At 69.9% G+C, this 23,711-nt stretch carries 23 protein-coding genes; 12 read left to right on the top strand and 11 right to left on the bottom strand.

What is annotated here, in order from left to right; all coding sequences use genetic code 11:
• Positions 1-69: 69 nt before the first annotated feature.
• Positions 70-972 (top strand): TerD family protein, encoded by a 903-nt coding sequence (locus ACIQCZ_RS09815; RefSeq protein ID WP_402281078.1) that lies wholly within the window; start codon positions 70-72, stop codon positions 970-972.
• A 103-nt stretch (positions 973-1,075) separates the two neighbouring features.
• Here the strand turns inward: ACIQCZ_RS09815 and ACIQCZ_RS09810 are convergent, their stop codons facing one another.
• The 6 genes from ACIQCZ_RS09810 to ACIQCZ_RS09785 form a co-directional block, all read right to left on the bottom strand.
• On the bottom strand, positions 1,076-1,810 hold the full coding sequence (locus tag ACIQCZ_RS09810) for a Tellurium resistance (RefSeq protein WP_402281076.1): 735 nt from the start codon (positions 1,808-1,810) through the stop codon (positions 1,076-1,078).
• A 203-nt stretch (positions 1,811-2,013) separates the two neighbouring features.
• Complete coding sequence (locus ACIQCZ_RS09805; protein ID WP_402281074.1) at positions 2,014-3,153, bottom strand: DUF475 domain-containing protein; 1,140 nt, start codon at positions 3,151-3,153, stop codon at positions 2,014-2,016.
• Between the two features lie 71 nt (positions 3,154-3,224).
• Positions 3,225-3,800: a TerD family protein gene (locus ACIQCZ_RS09800; RefSeq protein ID WP_402281072.1), complete on the bottom strand. Its 576-nt coding sequence runs from the start codon at positions 3,798-3,800 to the stop codon at positions 3,225-3,227.
• A 316-nt stretch (positions 3,801-4,116) separates the two neighbouring features.
• Positions 4,117-4,692 carry a TerD family protein gene (locus tag ACIQCZ_RS09795; protein ID WP_351075881.1) on the bottom strand — a complete coding sequence of 192 codons (576 nt, stop codon included), beginning with the start codon at positions 4,690-4,692 and terminating at the stop codon, positions 4,117-4,119.
• Between the two features lie 147 nt (positions 4,693-4,839).
• Positions 4,840-5,298 (bottom strand): peroxiredoxin, encoded by a 459-nt coding sequence (locus ACIQCZ_RS09790; RefSeq protein WP_072483486.1) that lies wholly within the window; start codon positions 5,296-5,298, stop codon positions 4,840-4,842.
• Between the two features lie 280 nt (positions 5,299-5,578).
• Positions 5,579-6,016 (bottom strand): DUF3052 domain-containing protein, encoded by a 438-nt coding sequence (locus ACIQCZ_RS09785; protein ID WP_351075805.1) that lies wholly within the window; start codon positions 6,014-6,016, stop codon positions 5,579-5,581.
• 469 nt (positions 6,017-6,485) lie between these two features.
• On the opposite strand from ACIQCZ_RS09785, the gene aceE reads away from it, so the two are divergent.
• Entirely contained in the window at positions 6,486-9,227 is a 2,742-nt protein-coding gene (gene aceE, locus ACIQCZ_RS09780; RefSeq protein WP_402281070.1) for a pyruvate dehydrogenase (acetyl-transferring), homodimeric type, read from the top strand.
• Between the two features lie 65 nt (positions 9,228-9,292).
• Here aceE and ACIQCZ_RS09775 read toward each other — a convergent pair whose 3' ends face one another.
• Both ACIQCZ_RS09775 and ACIQCZ_RS09770 read right to left on the bottom strand, forming a co-directional pair.
• Complete coding sequence (locus tag ACIQCZ_RS09775; RefSeq protein WP_402281068.1) at positions 9,293-9,709, bottom strand: peptidase inhibitor family I36 protein; 417 nt, start codon at positions 9,707-9,709, stop codon at positions 9,293-9,295.
• Between the two features lie 175 nt (positions 9,710-9,884).
• The gene (locus ACIQCZ_RS09770; protein ID WP_402281271.1) at positions 9,885-11,372 is read right to left on the bottom strand and encodes an MFS transporter; all 1,488 of its coding nucleotides are present in this window, start codon (positions 11,370-11,372) and stop codon (positions 9,885-9,887) included.
• Positions 11,373-11,612: 240 nt separating this feature from the next.
• On the opposite strand from ACIQCZ_RS09770, the gene ACIQCZ_RS09765 reads away from it, so the two are divergent.
• From ACIQCZ_RS09765 to ACIQCZ_RS09735, 7 genes are all read left to right on the top strand, one after another.
• Positions 11,613-12,305 (top strand): TetR/AcrR family transcriptional regulator, encoded by a 693-nt coding sequence (locus ACIQCZ_RS09765; protein WP_402281066.1) that lies wholly within the window; start codon positions 11,613-11,615, stop codon positions 12,303-12,305.
• Between the two features lie 232 nt (positions 12,306-12,537).
• Positions 12,538-13,761: an alpha/beta hydrolase gene (locus tag ACIQCZ_RS09760; protein WP_402281064.1), complete on the top strand. Its 1,224-nt coding sequence runs from the start codon at positions 12,538-12,540 to the stop codon at positions 13,759-13,761.
• 83 nt (positions 13,762-13,844) lie between these two features.
• Positions 13,845-14,831, top strand: a complete 987-nt coding sequence (locus ACIQCZ_RS09755) for a DUF4429 domain-containing protein (protein WP_402281062.1) — start codon at positions 13,845-13,847, stop codon at positions 14,829-14,831.
• Between the two features lie 117 nt (positions 14,832-14,948).
• The gene (locus ACIQCZ_RS09750) at positions 14,949-16,295 is read left to right on the top strand and encodes a sensor histidine kinase (RefSeq protein WP_402281061.1); all 1,347 of its coding nucleotides are present in this window, start codon (positions 14,949-14,951) and stop codon (positions 16,293-16,295) included.
• Positions 16,292-16,975, top strand: a complete 684-nt coding sequence (locus tag ACIQCZ_RS09745; RefSeq protein ID WP_402281060.1) for a response regulator — start codon at positions 16,292-16,294, stop codon at positions 16,973-16,975. The genes ACIQCZ_RS09750 and ACIQCZ_RS09745 overlap by 4 nt, the downstream gene beginning before the upstream one ends.
• A gap of 173 nt (positions 16,976-17,148) precedes the next feature.
• The gene (locus ACIQCZ_RS09740; protein WP_402281058.1) at positions 17,149-18,195 is read left to right on the top strand and encodes an alpha/beta hydrolase; all 1,047 of its coding nucleotides are present in this window, start codon (positions 17,149-17,151) and stop codon (positions 18,193-18,195) included.
• The gene (locus tag ACIQCZ_RS09735; RefSeq protein WP_402281056.1) at positions 18,192-19,400 is read left to right on the top strand and encodes an acyltransferase; all 1,209 of its coding nucleotides are present in this window, start codon (positions 18,192-18,194) and stop codon (positions 19,398-19,400) included. The genes ACIQCZ_RS09740 and ACIQCZ_RS09735 overlap by 4 nt, the downstream gene beginning before the upstream one ends.
• A 209-nt stretch (positions 19,401-19,609) precedes the next feature.
• Here ACIQCZ_RS09735 and ACIQCZ_RS09730 read toward each other — a convergent pair whose 3' ends face one another.
• Both ACIQCZ_RS09730 and ACIQCZ_RS09725 read right to left on the bottom strand, forming a co-directional pair.
• On the bottom strand, positions 19,610-20,626 hold the full coding sequence (locus ACIQCZ_RS09730; RefSeq protein WP_402281055.1) for an aldo/keto reductase: 1,017 nt from the start codon (positions 20,624-20,626) through the stop codon (positions 19,610-19,612).
• A complete protein-coding gene (locus ACIQCZ_RS09725) occupies positions 20,626-21,087 on the bottom strand; it encodes a MerR family transcriptional regulator (protein WP_402281053.1) in 462 nt (153 codons plus the stop codon). The genes ACIQCZ_RS09730 and ACIQCZ_RS09725 overlap by 1 nt, the downstream gene beginning before the upstream one ends.
• A gap of 117 nt (positions 21,088-21,204) precedes the next feature.
• On the opposite strand from ACIQCZ_RS09725, the gene ACIQCZ_RS09720 reads away from it, so the two are divergent.
• Positions 21,205-22,026 (top strand): serine hydrolase domain-containing protein, encoded by an 822-nt coding sequence (locus ACIQCZ_RS09720; protein ID WP_402281052.1) that lies wholly within the window; start codon positions 21,205-21,207, stop codon positions 22,024-22,026.
• Positions 22,027-22,032: 6 nt separating this feature from the next.
• Here ACIQCZ_RS09720 and ACIQCZ_RS09715 read toward each other — a convergent pair whose 3' ends face one another.
• Complete coding sequence (locus tag ACIQCZ_RS09715; protein WP_402281050.1) at positions 22,033-22,470, bottom strand: ATP-binding protein; 438 nt, start codon at positions 22,468-22,470, stop codon at positions 22,033-22,035.
• A gap of 87 nt (positions 22,471-22,557) precedes the next feature.
• Between ACIQCZ_RS09715 and ACIQCZ_RS09710 the strand changes: the two genes are divergently transcribed.
• Positions 22,558-23,382: a helix-turn-helix transcriptional regulator gene (locus tag ACIQCZ_RS09710; RefSeq protein WP_402281048.1), complete on the top strand. Its 825-nt coding sequence runs from the start codon at positions 22,558-22,560 to the stop codon at positions 23,380-23,382.
• A complete protein-coding gene (locus ACIQCZ_RS09705) occupies positions 23,366-23,632 on the top strand; it encodes a DUF397 domain-containing protein (protein WP_402281047.1) in 267 nt (88 codons plus the stop codon). Before ACIQCZ_RS09710 ends, ACIQCZ_RS09705 begins: the two co-directional genes overlap by 17 nt.
• Positions 23,633-23,711 lie beyond the last annotated feature (79 nt).

Genomic DNA, 23,711 nt, shown 5'->3' with positions numbered 1-23,711 from the left:
GCACCGCCGAGACACCCGGTACGACCCCCGCGTTGTCCACGCGGGTGGCCAGCAGGCAGGATGACGGGCATGACGCACGCGATGGTGAAAGGCTCGAACGTCCCTCTGAACGCCTTGGCCGTACGGGCCGTTCTGCGCTGGACCCCGGGGGCCGGGGTTCCGGATGTGGACGCCTCGGCCCTGTTGCTCGGAGCCGGTGGCCGCGTGCGCTCGGACGAGGACTTCGTCTTCTACAACCAGCCCCGTCACCCCTCCGGCCTGGTACGACGGCTGCCGAAGCGCAGCGTGCCCGAAGGGCTCACGGACAGCATCGAGGCGGACCTCAACGCGCTGGACGCCTCGGTCGAGCAGGTGGTCGTCGCCGCGTCCTCCGACGGAGCCGCATTCGCTCAGGTGCACGATCTGCGCATCCTGCTGTACGACGCGGCATCGGCGGGCGGGGATCCGCTCGCCGTCTTCGACGTGCGGCCGGAGACCGGCGAGGAGACGGCGATCATCTGCGGCGAGCTCTACCGGCGCGGCGATGGCTGGAAATTCCGGGCCGTGGCACAGGGCTATCCCACCGGTCTGGTGGGTCTGGCGACCGCCTTCGGCATCTCGGTGGACGAGTCGGAGGCCGCGGCGGAACCCGGCCCGTCTCCCTCGTCCGTGACATCTCCCTCTCCCGTGGCCGCACCCCCGTCGGCGGCGCCGCCCGCGTTTCCGCCGCCCGCGCCCCCGTTCCCGCCCGCACCGGTCTTCGGCAACGACTCCCAGGTCACGGTCCAGCACCAGCAGCCGACCTACGGGTACCCGCAGCCCGCGGCGGCCCAGCCGGCTCCCCAGTACGCTCCCCAGCCCGCGTACGGGTATCCGCAGCCGACCACCGCTCAGCCCGCCTACGGCTATCCACAGCCCGCCCCGGCCGCCGCGCCCGCCCCCGACCCGAATTTCGTGCTGCCACCGCAGGGGCCGCAGTTCATACGGTCCTGAGGCGGTCCCGCACCGGCCGAGCGGGCGCCCCGCGGCGGTCGAGGGGCGGCCATCGGCCGCCCGAGCCACCCATGATCACGGCCCCGCCACCGCCGACGGGCCCTCAGGCCCGGGACTTGTAGCCGCGTCCCCACTGCATGCCCCAGCCGTACAGCCGGTCCAGCTCCGACTGGAATCCGTACACGAACTTCACCTCGCGCCGCACGATCAGCTCGTTCTTGACGTTCTCCACCGTGAACACGGCGCAGGAGCGGGCCTCCGGGGCGTGCTCGTCGAGTTCGATCTCGATCCGCGGGCCGTTGCCCGGGTAGAGCGTCACCTTGGCGTGCGTACGGTCGAAGGCGGGCGTCTGGTCGTAGATGTAGACGAAGAACAGCAGCCGCTTGAACTGTTCGTGCTGGTCGAGATTGACGTAGACGGTCTCGCCGGACGGCGCCCCGAAGCGGTCGTCACCGCTGAGCCGGATGTACGGCGGTGCGTTGAGGTCGCCGAGAAGGTTGCCCAGCGGCTGGACCACGCCCTTGGTGCCGTCCTTCAGCTCGTACATGCAACCCAGGTCCAGGTCGACGTTGACCATGCCCTGAGTGTGCGCCTGGACCACGTCGGGTTTGAAGAGCTTCATGGGCCGCAGCAGCCGGCCGCTCTGCCGCGACCTGCCCTCGATGTCCGACGTACGCATCCGCCAGGAGAGGTTGACCCGCAGATTGCCGGTCAGCGCGCCCTGCTTGTTGAGCGAGACCGTGGCGTGCCGCTTGGAGAGCACGATGGAGTTGGTCGACGCGTTGCCCGACTCGAACTGTGCCTCACGTCGTGGCCACAAGCTGTCCCAGAACGCCATCCCCAACCCCCACACGTATCGGTAGAAAAAGTTCCCCGGCCCGGTGGCCGTCCCATGCGTCGCACGGGTCACCCACATCACTGCGGGGCGGCCGCCGGGCCGGGTCCCGGTGATACCGGAGAACCGTCGCCGTGCGGACCGCCCCGCTGAGAGCGTTCCTCAATTCCCCCCGGGTCACACCCCGGGCGGACATTACCGCCGGGTCACACCCCGGACGGAACCTCTTCCCTGGAATCCGCGTCGTCGCCCGCGGCCTCCAGCGCCTTGTTGCGCCGGACCGAGGACCAGAAGGACCAGGCGATCAGCACGACGCCGACAAGCCCGGTGATGATCTCGTTGATCTGGTACTGGACGGTGACGAGGAGAATGACGGCCAGCGCGCCGATGGCGTAGTGGGCGCCGTGCTCCAGGTAGACGTAGTCGTCGAGCGTGCCCTGACGGACCAGGTAGACCGTCAGCGAACGGACGTACATGGCACCGATACCGAGGCCGAGGGCCATCAGCACGATCTCGTTGGAGATGGCGAAGGCGCCGATGACACCGTCGAACGAGAAGGAGGCGTCGAGCACTTCCAGGTAGAGGAACATGAAGAACGCGGCCTTGCCGGAAAGCGCGATCGCGGAGATCTTCTTGCCGCTCTTCCTGGCCTCCTCCTCGGCCTCGGCCTCCCGCTCCTCCTCTTCCTCCAGCTTGTTCTCGAAGAAGCCGGAGAGCCCACCGACGATGAGGTACGTGATCAGACCCGCGACTCCGGCGAGCAGGACGGTCTCCGCCTTGTCCGCGTGGCCGCCGCCGTGCTGGTGCGCGTTCGTCGCGAAGGTCAGGGCCGTGATCAGCAGCACGATCAGCGCGATGCAGACCGACAGCATGTCGACCTTGCCGAGCTTGGCGAGCGGGCGCTCGATCCAGCGCAGCCACTGGATGTCACGCTCCTCGAAGATGAAGTCGAGGAAGATCATCAGAAGGAACATGCCACCGAAGGCGGCGATCGCCGGGTGGGCGTCCGTGACCAGTTCCTGATAGCGATCGGGCTGACTGAACGAAAGATCAATTGCTTCGATCGGGCCCATCTTGGCGGTGATGGCCACGATCACGACGGGGAACACCAGCCGCATGCCGAAGACCGCGATGAGCACGCCGACCGTGAGGAAGATCTTCTGCCAGAAGGCATTCATCTTCTTCAGGATTCCGGCGTTGACCACCGCGTTGTCGAAGGACAGCGAGATCTCGAGGACGGAAAGGATCGCGACTACGCCGAAGGCTTCCCACCCGCCGTAGATCACCGCTGCGACCAGGCCGAGCGCGGTAATCGCGAACGACCAGCCGAAGGTTTTCAGAAGCACTGGCTACCCCATCGTGTGTGTAACGGGTCTCCCCCGGGTGTGTGCGGGGCTCCCCCGCGCCGTGCGCGGCTTTACGAAACGTTGACCCCAAAGTCTAGAGCGATACCGCGCAGTCCCGACGCGTACCCCTGTCCCACTGCACGGAACTTCCACTCGCCGTTGTACCGATAGAGCTCGCCGAAGATCATCGCGGTTTCCGTCGACGCGTCCTCGGTGAGGTCGTAACGCGCGAGTTCCTGGCCGTCCGCCTGGTTCACCACGCGGATGAACGCATTGCCGACCTGGCCGAAGGTCTGCCCCCGGTTGTCCGCGTCATGGATCGAGACCGGAAAAATGATCTTGTCGCAGTGCGCGGGCACCTGCGTGAGGTTCACGATGACCGACTCGTCGTCGCCCTCGCCCTCACCCGTGAGGTTGTCACCGGTGTGCTCCACGGAGCCGTCGGGGCTCGTGAGGTTGTTGTAGAACACGAACCAGTCGTCGCCGAGCACCCGGCCCGACCGGCACAGCAGCGCGCTGGCGTCGAGGTCGAAGTCGGCGCCCGTGGTGGATCGTGCGTCCCAGCCGAGCCCGACCAGCACCTGGGTGAGGTTGGGTGCAGCCTTGGAGAGGGAGACGTTGCCTCCCTTGGCGAGTGTGACGCCCATGGTGTGTCCTCCCCGAGTCGATGAACCGTCTGTTGAGCCGGTGAGCCGGTGAGCCGGCTGTTGAGCGCGTCCGGCGCCGCACGAGGTGCGGCGCCGGACGGAATGCGTGACCCGGGCCGCCCCTCGACGGCTCGGCCCGGTCGCGCTTTCTCAGAGCCTGTCGGGCGACCTCTGATCGGGCAGCCACGGCGTGGCACGCACACTTCCGGCGTTGCCGAAATGCCCTCGTAGCTCCGCTACGAGGCCATCCCGGCGCCTTGGAATCGCACCCGCCACGCCGCGTCCGCTCTCCGATCGAAGGTCACCCGACAGACTCTCAGACGTTGACGCCGAAGTCCTGCGCGATGCCGCGCAGCCCCGAGGCGTAACCCTGGCCGATGGCGCGGAACTTCCACTCCGCCCCGTTGCGGTACAGCTCGCCGAAGACCATGGCGGTCTCCGTCGAGGCGTCCTCGCTCAGGTCGTAGCGCGCCAGCTCGCTGTTGTCGGCCTGGTTGACGACGCGGATGTACGCGTTGCGCACCTGGCCGAAGCTCTGCTGGCGGGTCTCGGCCTCGTAGATCGAGACCGGGAAGACGATCTTGTCGACGTCGGCGGGAACGCCGGACAGGTTCACCTTGATGACCTCGTCGTCGCCCTCGCCCTCACCGGTGAGGTTGTCACCGGTGTGCTCGACGGAGCCGTCGGGGCTCTTGAGGTTGTTGAAGAAGACGAAGTTGCCGTCGTTGCCGACCTTGCCCTCCGCGTTCGTCAGCAGGGCGCTGGCGTCGAGGTCGAAGTCACCACCAGTGGTGGTGCGGGCGTCCCAGCCCAGACCGACGGTGACCGCGGTCAGGTTGGGCGCGGCCTTGGTCAGCGAGACGTTGCCGCCCTTGCTGAGGCTGACTCCCACGAGTCCTCCCATTGGTTTCCTTGGGGGCCGGCGGGCGCCGGCGCCTCCACGTTGCGTTGGCATCCGAATCAACGAGTGGATCCTAGTGACCGGTTCCCGGCCAAAGCAGGCTTTTGTTCAGGACGCCCGCAGATCCGCCGCTCGCGGTCAGAGCGCGTCGAGCGCCTTGACGTAGTCGTTGAGGTCCCGCGCGTCGGGCAGGCCGTTGACGACGGTCCAGCGCACCACGCCCTCCTTGTCGATGATGAAGGTGCCGCGCACCGCGCAGCCCTTCTCCTCGTCGAAGACGCCGTACGCCCGCGAGGTCTCGCCGTGCGGCCAGAAGTCCGAGACCAGCGGGTACTCGAGACCTTCCTGCTCGGCGAAGACACGCAGGGTGTGGATGGAGTCGTTGGAGACGGCGAGCAGCTGCGTGTCGTCGTTCTCGAACTTCGGCAGCTCGTCCCGCAGCGCGCAGAGCTCACCCGTGCACACGCCGGTGAAGGCGAACGGGTAGAACAGCAGCACGACATTCTTCTCGCCGCGGAAGTCGGAGAGCTTCACGGTCCGGCCGTGGTTGTCCTTCAGCTCGAAGTCCGGGGCCTTGGTACCGACCTCGATCGCCATGAGACGCGTCCCTTCGCTACGTTCACCGGGCTGGGCTGTCCGGGTGGCTCCCACCCTACGCAGGGCCCGCAGCGGGCCGCGCAGCACCCGCACGGGGCGTCCTGCGCCTCCGCCAGGCCCGCACGGACGCGGGGCCTCGCCCCGCGTGGGCCGGCGCGGCGTGCACGGGCGGGCCCCGCCGGCCGTACCACGCGGCAGGACTCCGCTCACGCGGAAGGCCCCCGGCAGCACGTGCTCATGCCGTCGGGGGCCTTCGGGGCGGGTGCGTGGCGAAAGCCGTTCAGCGCTTGGCCCGGGCCGCCTTCGGTGTGACCAGACGGCTGCCCGTCCAGTCCTTGCCCGCATTGATGCTCTTGGTCTGGGAGAGACCGGCGGTCTGCGCAGACTCGTTGATGTCGCTCGGTTCGACGTATCCGTCACGGCCGGTCTTCGGCGTCATCAGCCAGACCGCGCCGCCGTCCTCGATCAGACCAATGGCATCCACCAGCGCGTCCGTAAGGTCGCCGTCCTCGTCGCGGAACCACAGCAGGACGACGTCTGCGACGTCGTCGTAGTCCTCGTCGACGAGTTCCTGGCCGATAGTGGCCTCAATGCCCTCACGGAGCTCCTGCTCGACGTCGTCGTCGTAGCCGATCTCCTGGACCACCTGTCCGGGCTCGAACCCCAGGCGTGCTGCCGGGTTGGTCCGCTCCTCCGCGTGGTCCGCGGTCGCGCTCACGGGTTGCCTCCTGATCATGTTTCGGAAAATGCTTCAGCCACGCGCGTGCGCGGGGCGTTGGCCGTAGTCCACACGGGAGCGGCGGATCGCGCAAGTACCCAGCGTCCGAGACCGCCTAAACGGTGACGTTCCCTGCCACGTCGCCGCCCTGTCGGCAGGTCCCCTGCGGGGGCCGCGCCACCGTCCACACCCTTTACGTCCTTCCACAGCTTATGCCGTTTCGGTCCGCCATTCGGAGTCGAACATCCTTTGGGAACGCTTGGACGGGTTGGGCGTATGGTTGCGGTTTGGACCAGCCCATCCCCGCGCTCCGGACGTGATGTCTCGCAACACGGCGGTTACCCCTCGGTAGAGATGACGTTTACGCCCTCGCGGTACACGATGGTGATGGCGTACATGCATACACCTCGGGGGCATGTCCTCCCGTGGCCAGGCCCTGTAGAGCAGCACCGAACAGCGAAGGAACAGCGTGGCTTCCGGATCCGATCGCAACCCGATCATCATTGGCGGCCTGCCGAGCCAGGTCCCGGACTTCGATCCCGAAGAGACCCAGGAATGGCTCGACTCGCTCGACGCCGCGGTCGACGAGCGAGGCCGTGAGCGGGCCCGTTACCTGATGCTCCGGCTGATCGAGCGTGCGCGCGAGAAGCGCGTCGCCGTGCCGGAGATGCGCAGCACGGACTACGTGAACACGATCGCCACGAAGGACGAGCCGTTCTTCCCCGGCGACGAGGAGATCGAGCGCAAGATCCTCAACGCGACCCGCTGGAACGCGGCCGTGATGGTGTCGCGCGCCCAGCGTCCGGGGATCGGTGTCGGCGGTCACATCGCCACCTTCGCCTCCTCGGCCTCGCTGTACGACGTGGGCTTCAACCACTTCTTCCGGGGCAAGGACGACGGTCTGGGCGGCGACCAGATCTTCTTCCAGGGGCACGCGTCCCCGGGCATCTACGCCCGCGCCTTCCTGCTCGACCGGCTGAGCGAGGCGCAGCTCGACGCCTTCCGCCAGGAGAAGTCGAAGGCGCCGAACGGTCTGTCCAGCTACCCGCACCCGCGGCTGATGCCGGACTTCTGGGAGTTCCCGACGGTCTCGATGGGCCTCGGCCCGCTCGGCGCGATCTACCAGGCCCGGATGAACCGCTACATGGAGGCGCGCGGCATCGCCGACACCTCCGCGTCCCATGTCTGGGCCTACCTGGGCGACGGCGAGATGGACGAGCCCGAGTCGCTCGGCCAGCTCTCCATCGCCGCCCGTGAGGGCCTGGACAACCTGACCTTCGTGGTCAACTGCAACCTGCAGCGCCTCGACGGCCCAGTGCGCGGCAACGGCAAGATCATCCAGGAGCTGGAGTCGCAGTTCCGGGGTGCCGGATGGAACGTCATCAAGCTGGTCTGGGACCGCTCCTGGGACCCGCTGCTCGCGCAGGACCGCACGGGCATCCTGGTCAACAAGCTGAACACCACGCCGGACGGCCAGTTCCAGACGTACGCCACCGAGTCCGGCGCGTACATCCGTCAGCACTTCTTCGGGGACGACCCGCGGCTGCGCGACATGGTCAAGGACATGACCGACGACCAGATCCTGCACCTCGGCCGCGGCGGTCACGACCACAGGAAGGTCTACGCGGCCTACGCGGCGGCCAAGGCCCACAAGGGCCAGCCGACGGTGATCCTGGCGCAGACCGTCAAGGGCTGGACGCTGGGGCCGAACTTCGAGGGCCGCAACGCGACCCACCAGATGAAGAAGCTCACGGTCGAGGACCTCAAGCGGTTCCGCGACCGGCTGCACATCCCGATCACGGACAAGCAGCTGGACGAGGGCTACCCGCCCTACTACCACCCGGGCCGTGACTCGGAGGAGATCCAGTACATGCACGACCGCCGCAAGGGCCTGGGCGGTTACGTCCCGACCCGTGTGGTGCGCGCGAAGCCGCTGGTTCTCCCCGAGGACAAGACCTACGCGACCGCGAAGAAGGGTTCGGGGCAGCAGTCGATCGCCACCACCATGGCGTTCGTCCGCATCCTGAAGGACCTCATGCGGGACAAGGAGATCGGCAAGCGTTTCGTACTGATCGCACCCGACGAGTACCGCACCTTCGGCATGGACGCGTTCTTCCCGAGCGCGAAGATCTACAACCCGCTCGGCCAGCAGTACGAGGCGGTCGACCGCGATCTGCTGCTCGCGTACAAGGAGTCGCCGACCGGTCAGATGCTGCACGACGGCATCTCCGAGGCCGGCTGCACGGCCTCGCTGATCGCCGCCGGTTCCGCGTACGCCACGCACGGCGAGCCGCTGATCCCGGTGTACGTCTTCTACTCGATGTTCGGTTTCCAGCGCACCGGCGACCAGTTCTGGCAGATGGCCGACCAGCTCGCGCGCGGCTTCGTGCTGGGTGCGACCGCCGGTCGTACGACGCTGACCGGTGAGGGTCTCCAGCACGCGGACGGCCACTCGCAGCTGCTCGCCTCGACCAACCCGGGCTGCGTCGCGTACGACCCGGCGTTCAGCTATGAGATCGCGCACATCGTCAAGGACGGTCTGCGTCGGATGTACGGCGGGACCCCCGAGGAGAACGAGGACGTCTTCTACTACCTCACCGTCTACAACGAGCCGATCCAGCACCCGGCCGAGCCCGAGAACGTGGATGTCGAAGGCATCCTCAAGGGCGTGTACCGCTACAAGGCCGCCGAGCGGGGCGAGATCCCGGCCCAGATCATGGCGTCCGGTGTGGCCGTCCCGTGGGCGGTCGAGGCGCAGCGGATCCTCGCCGACGAGTGGAACGTGCGGGCGGACGTCTGGTCGGCGACCTCCTGGAACGAGCTGCGCCGCGAGGCCGTGGACGTGGAGCGGTACAACCTGCTGCACCCGGAGGAGGAGCAGCGCGTCCCGTACGTCACGCAGAAGCTCTCCGGCTCGGAGGGACCGTTCGTGGCGGTCTCGGACTGGATGCGTTCCGTGCCGGACCAGATCGCACGCTGGGTGCCCGGTGCGTACCAGTCGCTGGGTGCGGACGGTTTCGGCTTCGCCGACACCCGTGGCGCGGCCCGCCGGTTCTTCCACATCGACGCGCAGTCGATCGTCCTCGCGGTGCTCACCGAGCTCGCGAAGGAGAACCGGATCGACCGTTCGCTGCTGAAGCAGGCGATCGACCGGTACGAGCTGCTGGATGTGACCGCGGCCGACCCGGGCGCGGCCGGCGGCGACGCGTAAGCACGGCGGATCATGGCCGAAGGGCGGCGGAACCCTTGTTCCGCCGCCCTTCGGCGTGTCCGGCGTCAGTTCTCCCAGACCTTGAAGGCCCTGATCTGGTACGGGGACCGGGGCACCCAGGTGCCACCGCCCGGGTAGGTCTCGAACTCACCGGTCTCGGCGCACTCCGCCGACTGGTACGTGGTGACCGGCCGGCCGGTGCGGTTGACGAGCGCCTGGGCCTTGCCGCCCTTCGGCAGCGGGACGCAGCTGTCGATGTCGACCGTGGACAGCTCATGGATCTGCCGGGCTCCGGTGAAGTCCGGCTTCGCCCAGAGGCAGAGCTCCCCGCTTCCGCAGGCACCGGGGCGGGCGGGCGCCGAGTAGGTCACGGCCCGCGGCATCGCGGAGTGGGCGGTGGCCCGCGGCATCGCGGAGTGGGCCGCGGTCTGCGGGATCAGGGCGGTTGCGGCCAGGGCGGCGGCAAGAACGGTCATGCGCATGAAAATCGACCCCCGTGGTGATGCGAATCAGTTGCTCGCACCCTGACCTGCGGGGCAGCGTCCGGGGAAGGGGCCGCGGACCACACCACCCGGATAGGCGACAGCCCCGCCGGAACGGTCCGGCGGGGCTGTCGTACGCGCTGTGTTGACGCCCTGGCGGCGTCGTGACGGGCGATCAGATGTGACCGGCGCCCGCGCCCGCCCCGGCATTCGCACCGCGCTTGGTGAGCGTGGCGACCAGTGCGGCGACCACCGCGACAATGCCCGCGACCATGAACGCCGTGCTCATGCCTGACACGAACGTGTCGTGGGCGACGCCCGCGATCTTCCCCGCGACCTCCGGCGGCACGTTCCCGCCCACCGGCGGGATGCCGACCTCGACGGCCGAGGACGCCTGGTCCAACTGCTGCGGGCTGAGCGGCGGAAGCTCCGCGGCCTTCCAGTTGTCGGGCAGCTTCGAGCTGACCTGCGAGGCCATGACCGCGCCCAGCACCGCCGTACCGAGGCTGCCGCCGACCTGCATGGCGGCCTGCTGCAGGCCGCCCGCGACGCCGGAGAGCTCCATCGGGGCGTTGCCGACGATGACCTCGGTGGCGCCGACCATCACCGGGGCGAGGCCGAGACCGAGCAGACCGAACCAGATCGACATGGTCAGGGTGCCGGTGCCGGTGTCCAGCTGGGACATGCCGAACATGGCGACCGCCGTGCACACCATGCCGCCGACCAGCGGGACCCGCGGGCCGAACTTGGTGATCATGGCGCCGGCGAGCGGCGAGGCGACGATCATCATCCCGGTCAGCGGCAGCAGGTGCAGACCGCTGTCGACCGGGCTCAGACCGTGCACGTTCTGGAGGTAGAAGGTGACGAAGAACAGCCCGCCCATGAAGGCGAAGGCCATCAGGACCATCAGGACCACACCCGCCGAAAGCGGCACGGACCGGAACATCGCCAGCGGGATCAGCGGCTCCCTGACGTTCTTCTGGGAGAGGGCGAAGACCACGAACAGGACCACTGCGCCGCCCAGGAAGCCGACCGTCCGGTAGTCGCCCCAGCCCCACTCCGAGCCCTTGATGAGGGCCCAGATCAGGCAGAACATCGCCTGCGACAACAGCACGATGCCGCCGATGTCGAAGGAGCGCGGCGCGTTCTCGGCGCGGTGGTCCTTGAGGATCACCAGGCCCAGCAGGAGGGCGATCACACCGACCGGCACATTGATGAAGAAGACGGACTGCCAGCTGACGTGCTCGACGAGCACCCCGCCGAGGATCGGTCCGCCCGCGGTCGAGGCACCGATCACCATGCCCCAGATGCCGATCGCCATGTTCAGCTTCTCGGCCGGGAAGGTGGCGCGCAGCAGGCCGAGCGCGGCGGGCATCAGCAGGGCACCGAAGAGGCCCTGGAGCACCCGGAACACGATCACCAGCGCGACGCTGTGGGAGAGGCCGATGGCCCCCGACGCCGCCGCGAAGCCCACGACACCGATGAGGAAGGTCTGACGGTGGCCGAACCGGTCACCGAGCTTGCCCGCGGTGATCAGGGAGACCGCGAGGGCGAGCATGTAGCCGTTGGTGATCCACTGGACATCGGCGAGCGATGCCCCCAGGTCCTTCTGGATGGCGGGGTTGGCGATCGCGACGATCGTGCCGTCGAGCGCGACCATCATCACGCCGATGGCCACGGAGAAGAGCGTCAGCCAAGGGTGGCCGCGCAGCCCCTTGGCAGGTGCGGGCACGGCGCTGTTCTGCGGCTCCCGCGACGCCTTCTCGACGGTGGTCTGACTAGTCATGCCCGGGAGATTAGTGTCAGCCTCTGACAGTTGACAAACCATTTCACAAGTCAGTAACTGTCACGTAGCTCACAGATACGCTGAGCTGGGAAAAGCGGGAGAAGGAGGACCACTTCAGTGACCGATGGGCAGCGGGCCGCGCATCCGACCGGACGGTGCGTACGGCCGACCGGGCTGCGTGAACGGAAGAAACGACACACCCGGGACGCCCTGCTGCACGCCGCCCTCGATCTTTTCATCACCCAGGGGTACGAGGAGACCACCGTCGACCAGATCGTCGACGCGGTCGAGGTCTCCCAGCGCACCTTCTTCCGCTACTTCGCCAGCAAGGAGGAGGTCGCCTTCGCCCTCCAGGAGATGGTGGAGTCGCGCTTCCTCTCGGAGCTGCGCCGGCGCCCCGCCGCGGAGGCCCCGTTCGAGGCGATGCGCCGCGCGGCGCTCTGCGCCTGGAGCAGCATCGCCGAGGCGATCGAGGCGATCGTCACGGTCGAACTTCACATGCGTACGTACCAAATGATCGAGTCGACGCCGTCGCTGCTCGCCACCCACCTGCGGCGCAGCATCGATCTGGAGAACCAGGTCGCCCTGCTGATCGCCGAGCGCGAGGGGCTCGACGTGGAGACGGACCCCCGGCCGAGGGTCGCCGTGGCCGCGTTCAGCGGGGTGATGCGGGTGACCGGACAGCTCTGGGGGCAGGGGCACGACGCCAGCGTGGACTCGCTGCGCGCGCTGACCGAGGTGTACCTGGACCAACTCGTACCGGCGCTGGCCGGGAACTGGCGGGCGGGATCCGGCGCCGGGCCCGGGTGACGCCATGGAAGCTCCGTCCGATGTGCTGTACGCCTCAGTGTCATGACATGACCGACTTCACAACAGCCGTGCCCCGGCGGCCATATGCGACGCTCCGAGGGCGCTCCGCGCGCCTGAGTGTGCGTGCCGCACCAACACAGCGTGAAACAAACGACCTTGAATTCCCGACAGCCGGGTGATGTGCGTCACCCTCTTCACGGCATCCGCCGCGCGTCTCCTAATGTGGGCCGGAGTGACTTCCTTCGACTCCTCTCCCACGCTCACCGCATGGCGCGCGCTGCTCGCCGTCGCGGTCGTGTTCGTGATGCTGGCGACCACGGGCTGGACCGCCGTGCGTCACCAGCGCACCGACGAGCCGCGCACCCTCGCACTCGCCGCCTGGGCACGGGGCCACGTGGCCGGGCACGCGCTGCCCGACGTCGACGCGCCGCCGTACCGCCTGGCACAGTTCTTCGCCTCGCTGACGGCCGCGCAGCGCACCGCCCTGGCCGACAAGTACCCCTTGGTCGTCGGCAATCTGAACGGTGCCCCGGTCACCCTGCGCTATCACGCCAACCAGCGGGCCCTGGTGGCGGCACGGACGGTCGAGCGGAAGCGCATGCACGACTCCAGGCTCTCCCCGGACGGCCGCGCCGAGGCGCTCCGCCGGATGGACCGCTTCGACTCCATGCTCGACCGCGGCCGGCACATCCTCGCGTTCGACCCGTCCGGAAAGGGCCGCGCCGCGGAGGTGTTCGGCGATCTCGACCGGGCCCAGCGAATCTCCGTGATCGTCCCCGGCGTCGACACCAATCTGCTGACGCTGGAGCGGTCCGCGCCCAAGGTGAACGCCGCCCCCGTCGGCATGGCGAAGTCGCTGTACGCGGCGGAGCGCGCGGCGCGCCCCGGCACCCGGACCGCCGTCATCGCGTGGGCCGACTACACCACGCCCGCCGGGATCGGTGTGGACGCGGCCCTGGGGAATCTCGCCGAGCGCGGGGCGGTCCGGCTGAACGCCCTGGTGGGCGCGTTGCCCGGCACCGCGCCGGTCTCCCTGTTCTGCCACAGCTACGGCTCGGTGCTGTGCGGTGTCGCCGCGCATGAACTGCCGTCCAGGGTCACCGACATCGCGGTCGCGGGCAGCCCCGGCATGCGCGTGGAGAACGCCGGGCAGCTGCGCACCCGAGCCAGGGTGTGGGCGACGCGGGACCACGGCGACTGGATCGAGGATGTTCCGAACCTGGAGCTCGGCGGGCTCGGTCACGGAGCCGACCCGGTCGACCCGGGCTTCGGCGCGCGCGTCGTCTCGGCGGGCGACGCGGTCGGGCACAGCGGCTATTTCGAGCCGGGCACCGGGAGCCTCAGCAACTTCGCCGCCATCGGCGTGGGGGCCTACGACTCGGTGAGCTGTGCGAGCTCCGACAGCACCTGCCACGAACAAATCACCGGCAGCCAGGAGCCCGTCCTGAAGATCTGAGGGCTCAGCCGCCGCAGCCGACCGGAAATTGCGGTCTACGCCGAAGGGGGACGTGCGGGCAAGTGCCGCATACGATGAGGCACATGGGTGATGTGCTGGCCGGAATTCATGCCACCTGGGAGTTCGACACCGACTCCGTGCTCATCCGCTTCGAACGGGGTATACGCACACCGAAGCTCTTCCAGAGCCTGCGTGAACGCCGCGTCCCGCACGTGGCGCTGTCGTCGGTGACGCTGACCCCGGGCAAGCGGGGCACGGTGGTGCTGCACGCGGTGCCGAGACCCGGTGCCGACCCGTTGCTGGAGGCCGCGGCCGGACAGCTCAAGGACGGCTGCGATCCGTACCGACTGGTGCTGCCCGCCGAGCGCGAGACGCTCGCCGAGTACTACGCGGACGAACTGCGCGCCCTGCTCCCTCCCGACGCCGCGGAGCCCGCCGAGCGGTTCCTGGTCGCGGCCCCCGAGGCGCCGATGCAGTTCAAGGCGTACGACGGCCGGGCCAGCTTCGACGGGGACCGGATCTCGTTCCGCTGGTTCTGGACGGGCGCCTCCACGGCGAAGTGGAAGGCCGGTGACCAGACGTTCGCGGTGACGGAGCTGAGCGGCGTCGAGTGGCGCTCGCCGGAGGCCTTCGACGGCTATCTGCGGCTGGTTCCGAGAGGTCTGGAGGGTGCGGCTCCGGGGCCGGGCGGCGGCCTCGCCACGACCGCCGGCCCCGGCATGACCGCGGGCGCGGAGACGGGCGCGGGGCTCGGCACGGGAACGGTGAGCAGCGCGCAGCCGACGGCTCCCCACCCCACCCGGGCCGACCAGGACCCGGCGGCGGTGATCTTCGGCCTCGGCTACGGCCCGGTGCACGAGTCGCTGCCGTTCGCCGCGGCCGTACTGGAGTCCGTACGCAGGAAGCAGCCGGCGCCCGCCGCGCAGGCCGCCGTCCTGGCGGGCGCGGGACGGCGCGATCCCGCGGACATCGCGGAGCGGATCCGGCACCTCGGGGAACTGCACCGGGCGGGGCTGGTGACGGACGACGAGTTCAGCGCGAAGAAGGCCCAGCTGCTCGCCGAGCTCTAGTGCCGTGACGACCGGGCTCCGGCCCGCCGGTAGTACTCCCGTACGAGAAGCGCGGCGGTGGACCGGGACCCCGGTATGACGCCCGCCGGGCCGCGCCGCGCCTACGCTGATCGGGCCATGTCCACTTCCCCGCCGCCCATGCCGTCCACGCCGCCCCGGACGCCCCCGCCGCCCGTCGACGGCCTGCTGAGCGCCGCCCGGCGCAATCTGCGCGAGCTCGCCCACGGGCTGTCCCACCCGTCCCATCCCGCGACCCCCCTCCTGGCGAACGCGCCGAGGCGGTGGCAGCGACTGCTGCCGTACGTCGTCGTCCTCGCCCTCTTCGCGATCTTCGTCCCGGTCACGATCAATGTCCTGATCCATGGGTACGGCGTGAACGGAGGACTGGCGGGCGCCCTGGCCGTCGCGCAGGCGGCGCCGCTCCTGATGCTGGCGCACCGGCCGCTGCAGGCCTGGTGGATCGTCTTCCCCGCCGACATCCTGGGTGCGGTCGCGTTGCTCGGGCATCCGGTCGGCACGTTCCACATCTGGCCGTGGCCCCCGCCCACCCTGATCGGCTACCTCTTCCTGCTGCTCGCGCTGGCCCTGCGCGAGACCCGGCGGACCCTGGTCGCGGTCTGGGTGGCGACGGGCGCGGCGAGCCTGGTCCTGCACCTGATCTCGCCGGCGCGCAGCAACGGCAGCGCGCTGTTGCTCGTGATCCTCGGCGCGGTGGTCCTGGTGATCGGCGCGGCGCTGCGGGAACGGGGCGACGCCCAGCGCCGGCTGGCCGAGCAGGAGACCATCAGCGAGGCCGAGCGGGCGCAGCGGACGCTGCTGGAGGAGCGCACCAGGATCGCCCGTGAGCTGCACGACGTGGTCGCGCACCACATGTCCGTCATCACGGTCCAGGCCGATTCCGCGCCCTACCGGATCAGCGGGCTGCCCGGGGAGGCGGTCGAGGAGTTCGGTGCGATCGCGGCGAGCGCGCGGGAATCGCTCACGGAGATGCGACGGCTGCTGACGGTGCTGCGCAGCGAGGGCACGGAGGGCGAGCGGGCGCCGCAGCCGGGGCTCGACCGGCTGCAGCAGCTGGTGGAGGCGACCGTGCGGGCGGGGCTGCCGGCCGAACTGTCGCTGGCCGCCGATGTGTCGGACGTACCGCAGGCGGTGGATCTGTCGGCGTACCGGATCGTGCAGGAGGCCCTGGCGAACGTGGTCCGGCACGCGCCCGGTGCGCGGACCCGGGTGTCGGTCACGTCCGACGGCGCGCATCTGACCGTGCTGGTGGTCAACGACCGGGCGGAGAAGCCCGGTTCGCCGCTGGAGACGACCGGGACCGGGCACGGTCTGGTCGGTATGCGGGAACGCGTACGGTTGACGGGCGGCACGCTGGACACCGGACCGCTGCCCGACGGCGGCTTCCGGGTGGCTGCGCGGCTGCCGCTCGCCCCGGTTCCGCCCCCGACCTCGGAGGACTCTTGACCATCCGCGTGATCATCGTCGACGACCAGGCCATGGTGCGGGCGGGTTTCGCGGCACTGCTCGCGGCACAGAGCGACATCGACGTGGTCGGTGAGGCGCCGGACGGGCGCCAGGGCATCGACGTCAGCCGGCGGGTCCACCCGGACGTGGTCCTGATGGATGTCCGGATGCCCGAGATGGACGGCCTGGCGGCGGCCCGCGAGCTGCTGAACCCACCCGCGGGCGTGGTGCACCTGCCCAAGGTGCTGATGCTCACCACGTTCGACGTGGACGACTACGTGTACGAGGCGCTGCGCGCCGGGGCGTCCGGCTTCCTGCTGAAGGACGCGCCGCCCGCGGACCTGATCTCGGCGGTACGGGTGGTCGCGGCGGGCGAGGCGCTGCTGGCGCCGTCCGTGACCCGGCGGCTGATCGCCGACTTCGCCCGGCAGGGCCCGTCCGGGGCGGCCCGGAGCGGGCAGGCACTGCGGCTGAACGCGCTGACTCCGCGCGAGCGGGAGGTGCTGGAGCTGATCGCGCGGGGCCTGTCCAACCAGGAGATCGCCGGGCGGCTGGTGCTGGCCGAGCAGACGGTGAAGACCCACATCGGGCGGGTGCTGACGAAGCTGGATCTGCGGGATCGCGCGCAGGCGGTGATCTTCGCCTACGAGGCGGGCGTGGTGGTACCCGGGGAGCAGTAGGGGGGTCTTCCCCCGCCCGCGCCTGCGGCAGGCCCCCAGTACACCCCCTACCCCGGTAGCACCTCGCACTTGGCTCCCTGGTGCGATGCCCCCGCACCCACCGCCTTCCTACCTTCCTCTCCGTCGCGCCGAACGGCGTGCGGGAGCCGGGTCAGCCGGAGAGGGAGGGCGGGATGCGCCGTTACGCAAGGACTCTGGTCGCGGTCGCGCTGGCGACCACCATGGTGGTCGGGACGGCCGGCTGGGCGTCCGGGAACGCGCAGCACGCCCTGACCGGGCCACCGCCCGGGACCGCGGCCTGGCGCGCGGATCAGGTGCTGGGGCGCGAGCTGCCGGACCCGGAGCGGACCACCCCCGCCGAAGTGAGCCGATTCTTCCGGGGGTTGACGGCAGCACAGCAGAAGACCCTGGTCGTACGGCATCCGCTCGTCGTCGGAAATCTGGACGGCGTGCCCGTCGCACTGCGCTACCGGGCCAACGCCCGTTCCCTGCGGGCCGGTCACGACCCCCGATACACCCATCTCACCGGATCGGGACACCGCCAGATCCTCGCCTTCGACCCGCGCGGACGCGGCCAGGTGGCCGAGGTCTTCGGGGACTTGAGCACCGCGCGCCATGTGGCGGTCGTGGTGCCGGGTTCGGACATCGACGCCGGGACCTTCGACCGTACGAACGATGTGTACGGCACTCCGGCGGGCATGGCGAAGTCCCTGTACGCGGAGACCGGACGCGGCAGCGCGGTCGTCGCCTGGGCCGGCTACACCACTCCCGTCGGCATCGGCATCGATGCCGCGACGGGCTCGCTCGCCGAGGCGGGCGCCGACCGGCTGACCCGGTTCACGGACGGGCTGGCCGCCGACGGCGTGCCCGCGCCCGCCGTGTTCTGCCACAGCTACGGCTCCGTCGTGTGCGGACTCGCCGCGTCCCGGCTGCGCGCCACGGACCTGGTCGTCCTCGGCTCGCCCGGGATGCGCGCCGACGACGTCGGGGATCTGCACACCACCGCCCGGGTCTGGGCGGCCAAGGACGCCACGGACTGGATCGACGACGTGCCGAACGTCGAGGTGGCGGGCCTGGGACACGGCCCCGATCCGACCGGCCCGGAGTTCGGCGCACGCCGTGTGCCGACCCATGACGCCCACGGGCACACCGGCTACTTCGCCCCCGGCACGGACTCGCTCCGCGCCTTCGCCTCGATCACGGAGGGGGAGGCCCGATGAGCCTCACCACGCTCGCCGAGCGCATCGACGCCCGTACCCCCGCCCATCGCGACCGCGCCGTCGACGGCCTGCGCGCCCTCGCCCTGCTCGCCGTCCCGACCGGCCACTGGCTGCTCGGCGGCTTCCGCCTCGACGGCGACGGCGCGCTGCACAACGCCAGCCCGCTCTCCACGTTCGGCGGCCTCGCCCCGGTGAGCTGGGTGCTTCAGATGCTGGGCATCTTCTTCCTGGTCGGCGGGTACGCCTCCGTGCTCTCGTACCACCGGAGGAAGTCCACCACCGGGGCCTGGCTGCGCGGGCGCGTCGCCCGCCTGGGCAGGCCGGTGCTCGGGGTGACCGCCGTCTGGGCGGCGATGATCCCGGTGCTGAGCACGCTCGGCGTGCCCGGAGACACCCTGCGGACCGGGTCGACGCTGGTGATCCAGCCGTTGTGGTTCGTCGGGGTGTACACGGTGGTCACGGCGCTCACCCCGTACTGCGTCAAGGCCGCACGGAAATCGGGCGGCTGGGCCGCCGTGCCGCTGCTGGGCTCGGTCGCCGTCGTCGACTTCCTGCGGTACGGGCCGTTCGCCGACGCCATGCCGTCCTGGCTGAGCGTGCTGAACATCCTTCCGGGCTGGCTCTTCGCGTACCAGCTCGGCGTCTCCTGGGGCGAGGGCCGGATCGGCCGTCGGGGCGCCCGGCTGTTGCTGATCGGCGGGACGGTGTTGTTCGCCGCGCTGCTGCTCGCCTTCCACTACCCGGCGTCGATGGTCGGCGTACCGGGCGAGGCGCGGACGAACTCGCACCCGCCGTCGCTGCTCGTCCTGGCGCTGGCCGCCGCGCAGAGCGGTGCGGCGATCCTGCTGCGGGACCGGATCGGCCGGCTGCTGCGCAAGCCGCTGCTGTGGGCGCCGGTCGTCGTCATCAATCTGTCCGCGATGACGATCCTGTGCTGGCACCAGACGGCGATGCTGGCCGCGGCGGTCCCGGCGTCGTTCGCCGGTGCGGTGCCGGGGCTGACGACCGGACCCGACACGGTCGGCTGGATCCTGGCCAGGATGGCGTGGATGCCGTTGTTCGCGGGGCTGCTGGTGCTGATCGCCCGGTATGCGCGCCGGTTCGAGGCCCCGTGGCAGACCGGTACGCGCGCGGCGAACGCCCGCCGGGCGGTGGCGGGTCTGCTGGCGACGGGGTTCGCGGTGTACGCGCTGGGGCTGGCCTAAGGGCTGTCCCGTAACCCCCGGCGGGCACGCGACGACAGCTACGGCACCTCGCCGCGTTGTCGGAACGTCCACATACATCCAGTATGCGGACGCCCCTCCGCCTTACGATGCACCGCATCTGACGCCGCGCGCTGATCCACCGCGGATTACGGGACAGCCCTTAGGGGTGCGGGCCGGGAGACCCGGCCCCGCACCCGAACCGGGAACGACTACTCGCGCGCGGCGGAGGTGGAGCTCATGTCCGGGTACCGGTCCCCCGCCACCTGTCCCGCGATCGGCTCCAGCAGCGCCAGCTCCTGGTCCGTCAGCGTGATCCGGGTGGCGGCCACGTTCTCCAGCAGCCGGCTGCTCCTGCGGGTGCCCGGGATCGGCACCACGGTCAGGCCGTGCACCCGGGCCCGCTGCTGCACCCAGGCGAGCGCCACCTGCGCGGCCGACACCCCGTGCGCCGCCGCGATCTTGTGGACGGGCTCCAGCAGGGCGGCGTTCACCTTCGCGTTGTCGCCCGTGAAGCGCGGCTGGAACTGTCGGAAGTCGCCCTTCGGCAGGTCCTTGGCCGCGTCCGTGAACGCCCCGGTCAGAAAGCCGCGGCCGAGCGGCGAGTACGGCACGAACGTCACCCCGAGCTCGACGGCGGCGGGCACGGCGCTGCGCTCGACGTCCCGGCTGAAGAGCGACCACTCGGACTGCAGGGCGGCGATCGGATGCACGGCGTACGCCTCGCGCAGCTCCGCGCCGGTCACCTCGCTCAGCCCGAGCTGCTTCACCTTGCCCTGCCGCACCAGCTCGGCCATCGCGCCGACGGACTCGGCCAGCGGGACGGCCGGGTCGCGGCGGTGCATGTAGTACAGGTCGATGACGTCGGTGTTCAGTCGGCGCAGGCTGTTCTCGACGGCCTGGCGGATGTACGCGGGGTCGTTGCGCACGCCTCGGTAGTGCGGGTCGTCGCGCCTGCGCTCTATGGCGAACTTCGTGGCGAGCGTGATCTCGTCCCGGTGTGCCCCGACGAACGGGGCGAGGAACTCCTCGTTGGCGCCGAGACCGTACACATCCGCGGTGTCGAAGAGCGTGACGCCCGCCGCCAGCGCCGTCTCCAGCGTCTCGCGCGCCGAGGGCTCGTCGGTGTCCCCGTAGAACTCGCTCATGCCCATGCAGCCGAGTCCCTGCACACCGACCTGCGGGCCGCCGTTGCCGAGCTCCACCGTGGCGATCTTGTTGTCAGTCATCAGGCACAGGGCCTTTCCGGCGCCCGTCGGGCACCCGCATAGAAGTCGATCTTGTGGTCGAGGACGGCGAGGGTGTCCTGGAGCTCCGCGATCCGCGTCTTCACGTCGCGGCGGGTCGCCTCCAGCAGCTCCTGCCGTTCCTCGAAGGTGTGCTCGCCCTCGCGCAGCAGCTCCGCGTACCGGACCATGTCGGCGACCGGCATCCCCGTCAGCCGCAGCTTGCCGACGAACGCCAGCCAGTCCAGGTCACGGTTGGTGAAGCGGCGCTGCCCGGTGTGCGACCGGTCGACATGCGGCATCAGCCCGATCCGCTCGTACCAGCGCAGGGTGTGCGCGGTGAGCCCGGTGAAGGCGACGACCTCGCTGATGGTGTAGCGGTCCTGCCCCTCGGGGCGCGGATGCGCCCTGGGCGGCGCCGCGCATACGTCCGTCCTTGCGGAAGAGCTCTCCATCACCGTCATGACCTCCACGCTAGAACCTTGGAGTGCACTCGAAGCAAGCGCAATCGGGGACGGGTTTCGGCGGCGGCCGGGCCACCCCCTCCGAGCCGTCCCGGACGGCCCTCTACGCTCGTATGCATGCAAAGCCTGGCGATGATCGACAACTGGCCCGTCCCCACCGCGGCTGCGGCCGTCGTACGAGCGGACGGCACGGTCGTCGGTACGCACGGCCCGACCGCGCACCGTTTCCCGCTCGCCTCCGTCACCAAGCCGATCGCGGCCTATGCGGCGCTCGTGGCGTACGAGGAGGGCGCGGTCGAGCTCGACGAACCGGCCGGGCCCGAGGGCTCCACCGTCCGGCATCTGCTCGCGCACACCAGTGGCCTCGCCTTCGACGAGCACCGGACGACGGCCGCACCCGGCACCCGGCGGCTCTACTCCAACGCGGGCTTCGAGGTCCTCGGCGACCACATCGCCAAGGCCACCGACATCCCGTTCCCGGAGTACGTGCGCCAGGCGGTGCTGGAGCCGCTGGGGATGACGGCGACGGCGGTCGACGGCTCGCCCGCCAAGGACGGCGTCTCGACCGTCGACGATCTCATACGGTTCGCGGCGGAGGTACAGGCGCCGCGACTGCTCGACCCGCGTACGGTGCTCGCCGCGCAGACCGTCGTACACCCCGGCCTGAAGGGCGTGCTGCCCGGCTACGGCCACCAGAACCCCAACGACTGGGGGCTCGGCTTCGAGATCCGGGACCACAAGTCGCCGCACTGGACGGGCGGTTCCTCGTCCCCGGCGACCTTCGGGCACTTCGGCCAGTCCGGGACGTTCCTGTGGATCGACCCGGTCGCGGGCGCGGCCTGCGTCGCGCTGACCGACCGCGCCTTCGGCCCGTGGGCGGTGGAGGTGTGGCCGTCGTTCACGGACGCGGTGCTCGCGGAGCTCCGCTCCGGCCGCTGAAAGGCGTCACCCGTCAGCCGCTTTCGTGGCCAGACACTCGAACCACACCGTCTTGCCACGGCCGTCGCGGCGCGGTTCCGCGCCCCAGCGGTCGGTGACGGCGTCGACGAGGACCAGCCCCCTCCCGCCCTCGTCGAGCACATCACCCATGACCGCGCGGGGCAGTTCCGGGCAGCCGTCCGCGACCTCGACGCGCACGCCCCGGACCGGGAGCAGGAAGATGAGCGTCTGGCAGCGACGGCCGGGGACGTGCCGTACGACATTGGCGATCAGTTCGGTGAGCGCCAACTCCGCCGCGTCGGCCACATCGAGGAGATCCCAGCCGGTGAGGTAGAGCCGCAGGATGCGGCGCAGATGCCGGGCCGAGTGCTCACCGATCGCGAAGTCGGCGCGGTAGGTCGCCTCCACCGCATCTCCAGCGCTCGGATCAATTACGTGATTCATGTCACCAGCGTGCAGTGGGTTGATTACGCTCGGCTACGTACGGAAACGAACGCCGTGAGGCGTTGAACGCCGGAGGTGCCCCCCGCCGTGGCCAACATCCAGACTCTCGATCCCAGCGCTTCCCCGTTGGACTACTACGGCTGGGAACTGCGCCGCCAGAGAGAGGCCCACAACCTCAAACAGGGGCAGCTCGGCGACATCATCTTCTGCACCGGCTCCCTGATCGGTCAGATCGAGACGACGAGGAAGCTACCCACCCGCGACTTCTCCGAGCGGGTGGACGCGGCACTCGGCACGGGCGGTGTGTTCTCGCGCCTCGTCGGCCTGGTCCTGCGCAGCCAGCTGCCGACCTGGTTCCAGCCGTACGCGGACATGGAGGCCCGCGCGGCATACATCTCCACGTACCAGGCACAGTTGGTGTACGGGCTGCTGCAGACGGAGGGGTATGCGCGGGCCCTCCTCGGTGTCGATCACCCGAGCAGGGTCGACGAGATGGTGGCGGCCCGGCTGGAACGCCAGCGGATCCTGACGGGCGAGACTTCTCCCGCCTTGTGGGTCGTCCTGAGCGAAGCCGCGTTGCTCCAAGAGGTCGGCGGGCATGACGTCATGCGCGAGCAACTGGCACGTCTGTTGGACTTCCGCGACAACCCCTGGGTACAGATCCAGGTGCTTCCGTTCTCCGTCGGCCAGCACACGGGAATGATGGGCTCGTTCACCCTGCTCAGGTTCGAGGACGACCCCGACCTGTTCTACGTGGAGAGCTACGACCAGGGGCACATGACCGCCAATCCGCAGGTGATCAAGGAACGTTCGGTCGGCTACGCTCGCTTGCAAGCCACAGCCCTCTCCCCCGAGGACTCGGCGACACTGATCGCTCGTGTGATGGAGGAACGCTATGGGGACCAGTCATGACCTGACCGGAGCACAGTGGCGGAAGTCGACCTACAGCGGCACCAACGGCGGCGAATGCGTCGAGTGCACCGTCACCGGCGGCGCGGCCTGGCGCAAGTCCAGCTACAGCGGAAGCACCGGCGGTGACTGCGTCGAGGTGGCCGACGGCCTCCCCTGCGCCGTCCCCGTCCGCGACAGCAAGAACCCCGACGGCCCCGTCCTGACCGTCGGGGCCGACGCCTGGCAGAGCTTCGTGGACGGGCTCCGCTGACGTCACCGAAGCCCTGCGCGACGGAAGGGGGCCCGGGACGACCATCCGTGGTCGTCCCGGGCCCCCTTCCGCTCCCCCC

The sequence above is a fragment of the Streptomyces sp. NPDC093149 genome (assembly GCF_044754145.1).
Taxonomy (GTDB): Bacteria; Actinomycetota; Actinomycetes; order Streptomycetales; family Streptomycetaceae; genus Streptomyces.
The sequence above is the reverse complement of the archived record's forward strand: the minus strand, read 5'-3'. Positions and strand labels throughout refer to the sequence as shown.

What these genes read in the sequence shown, in the direction of transcription:
- ACIQCZ_RS09720 (WP_402281052.1), top strand. Translation starts at nt 21,205, where the DNA reads ATGCAAAGCCTGGCGATGATCGACAACTGGCCCGTCCCCACCGCGGCT.
- ACIQCZ_RS09810 (WP_402281076.1), bottom strand. Translation starts at nt 1,810, where the DNA reads ATGGCGTTCTGGGACAGCTTGTGGCCACGACGTGAGGCACAGTTCGAG.
- ACIQCZ_RS09755 (WP_402281062.1), top strand. Translation starts at nt 13,845, where the DNA reads ATGGGTGATGTGCTGGCCGGAATTCATGCCACCTGGGAGTTCGACACC.
- ACIQCZ_RS09705 (WP_402281047.1), top strand. Translation starts at nt 23,366, where the DNA reads ATGGGGACCAGTCATGACCTGACCGGAGCACAGTGGCGGAAGTCGACC.
- ACIQCZ_RS09730 (WP_402281055.1), bottom strand. Translation starts at nt 20,626, where the DNA reads ATGACTGACAACAAGATCGCCACGGTGGAGCTCGGCAACGGCGGCCCG.
- ACIQCZ_RS09800 (WP_402281072.1), bottom strand. Translation starts at nt 3,800, where the DNA reads ATGGGCGTCACACTCGCCAAGGGAGGCAACGTCTCCCTCTCCAAGGCT.
- ACIQCZ_RS09790 (WP_072483486.1), bottom strand. Translation starts at nt 5,298, where the DNA reads ATGGCGATCGAGGTCGGTACCAAGGCCCCGGACTTCGAGCTGAAGGAC.
- ACIQCZ_RS09715 (WP_402281050.1), bottom strand. Translation starts at nt 22,470, where the DNA reads ATGAATCACGTAATTGATCCGAGCGCTGGAGATGCGGTGGAGGCGACC.
- ACIQCZ_RS09750 (WP_402281061.1), top strand. Translation starts at nt 14,949, where the DNA reads ATGTCCACTTCCCCGCCGCCCATGCCGTCCACGCCGCCCCGGACGCCC.
- ACIQCZ_RS09815 (WP_402281078.1), top strand. Translation starts at nt 70, where the DNA reads ATGACGCACGCGATGGTGAAAGGCTCGAACGTCCCTCTGAACGCCTTG.
- ACIQCZ_RS09770 (WP_402281271.1), bottom strand. Translation starts at nt 11,372, where the DNA reads ATGATGGTCGCGCTCGACGGCACGATCGTCGCGATCGCCAACCCCGCC.
- ACIQCZ_RS09735 (WP_402281056.1), top strand. Translation starts at nt 18,192, where the DNA reads ATGAGCCTCACCACGCTCGCCGAGCGCATCGACGCCCGTACCCCCGCC.
- ACIQCZ_RS09725 (WP_402281053.1), bottom strand. Translation starts at nt 21,087, where the DNA reads ATGACGGTGATGGAGAGCTCTTCCGCAAGGACGGACGTATGCGCGGCG.
- ACIQCZ_RS09775 (WP_402281068.1), bottom strand. Translation starts at nt 9,709, where the DNA reads ATGCGCATGACCGTTCTTGCCGCCGCCCTGGCCGCAACCGCCCTGATC.
- ACIQCZ_RS09740 (WP_402281058.1), top strand. Translation starts at nt 17,149, where the DNA reads ATGCGCCGTTACGCAAGGACTCTGGTCGCGGTCGCGCTGGCGACCACC.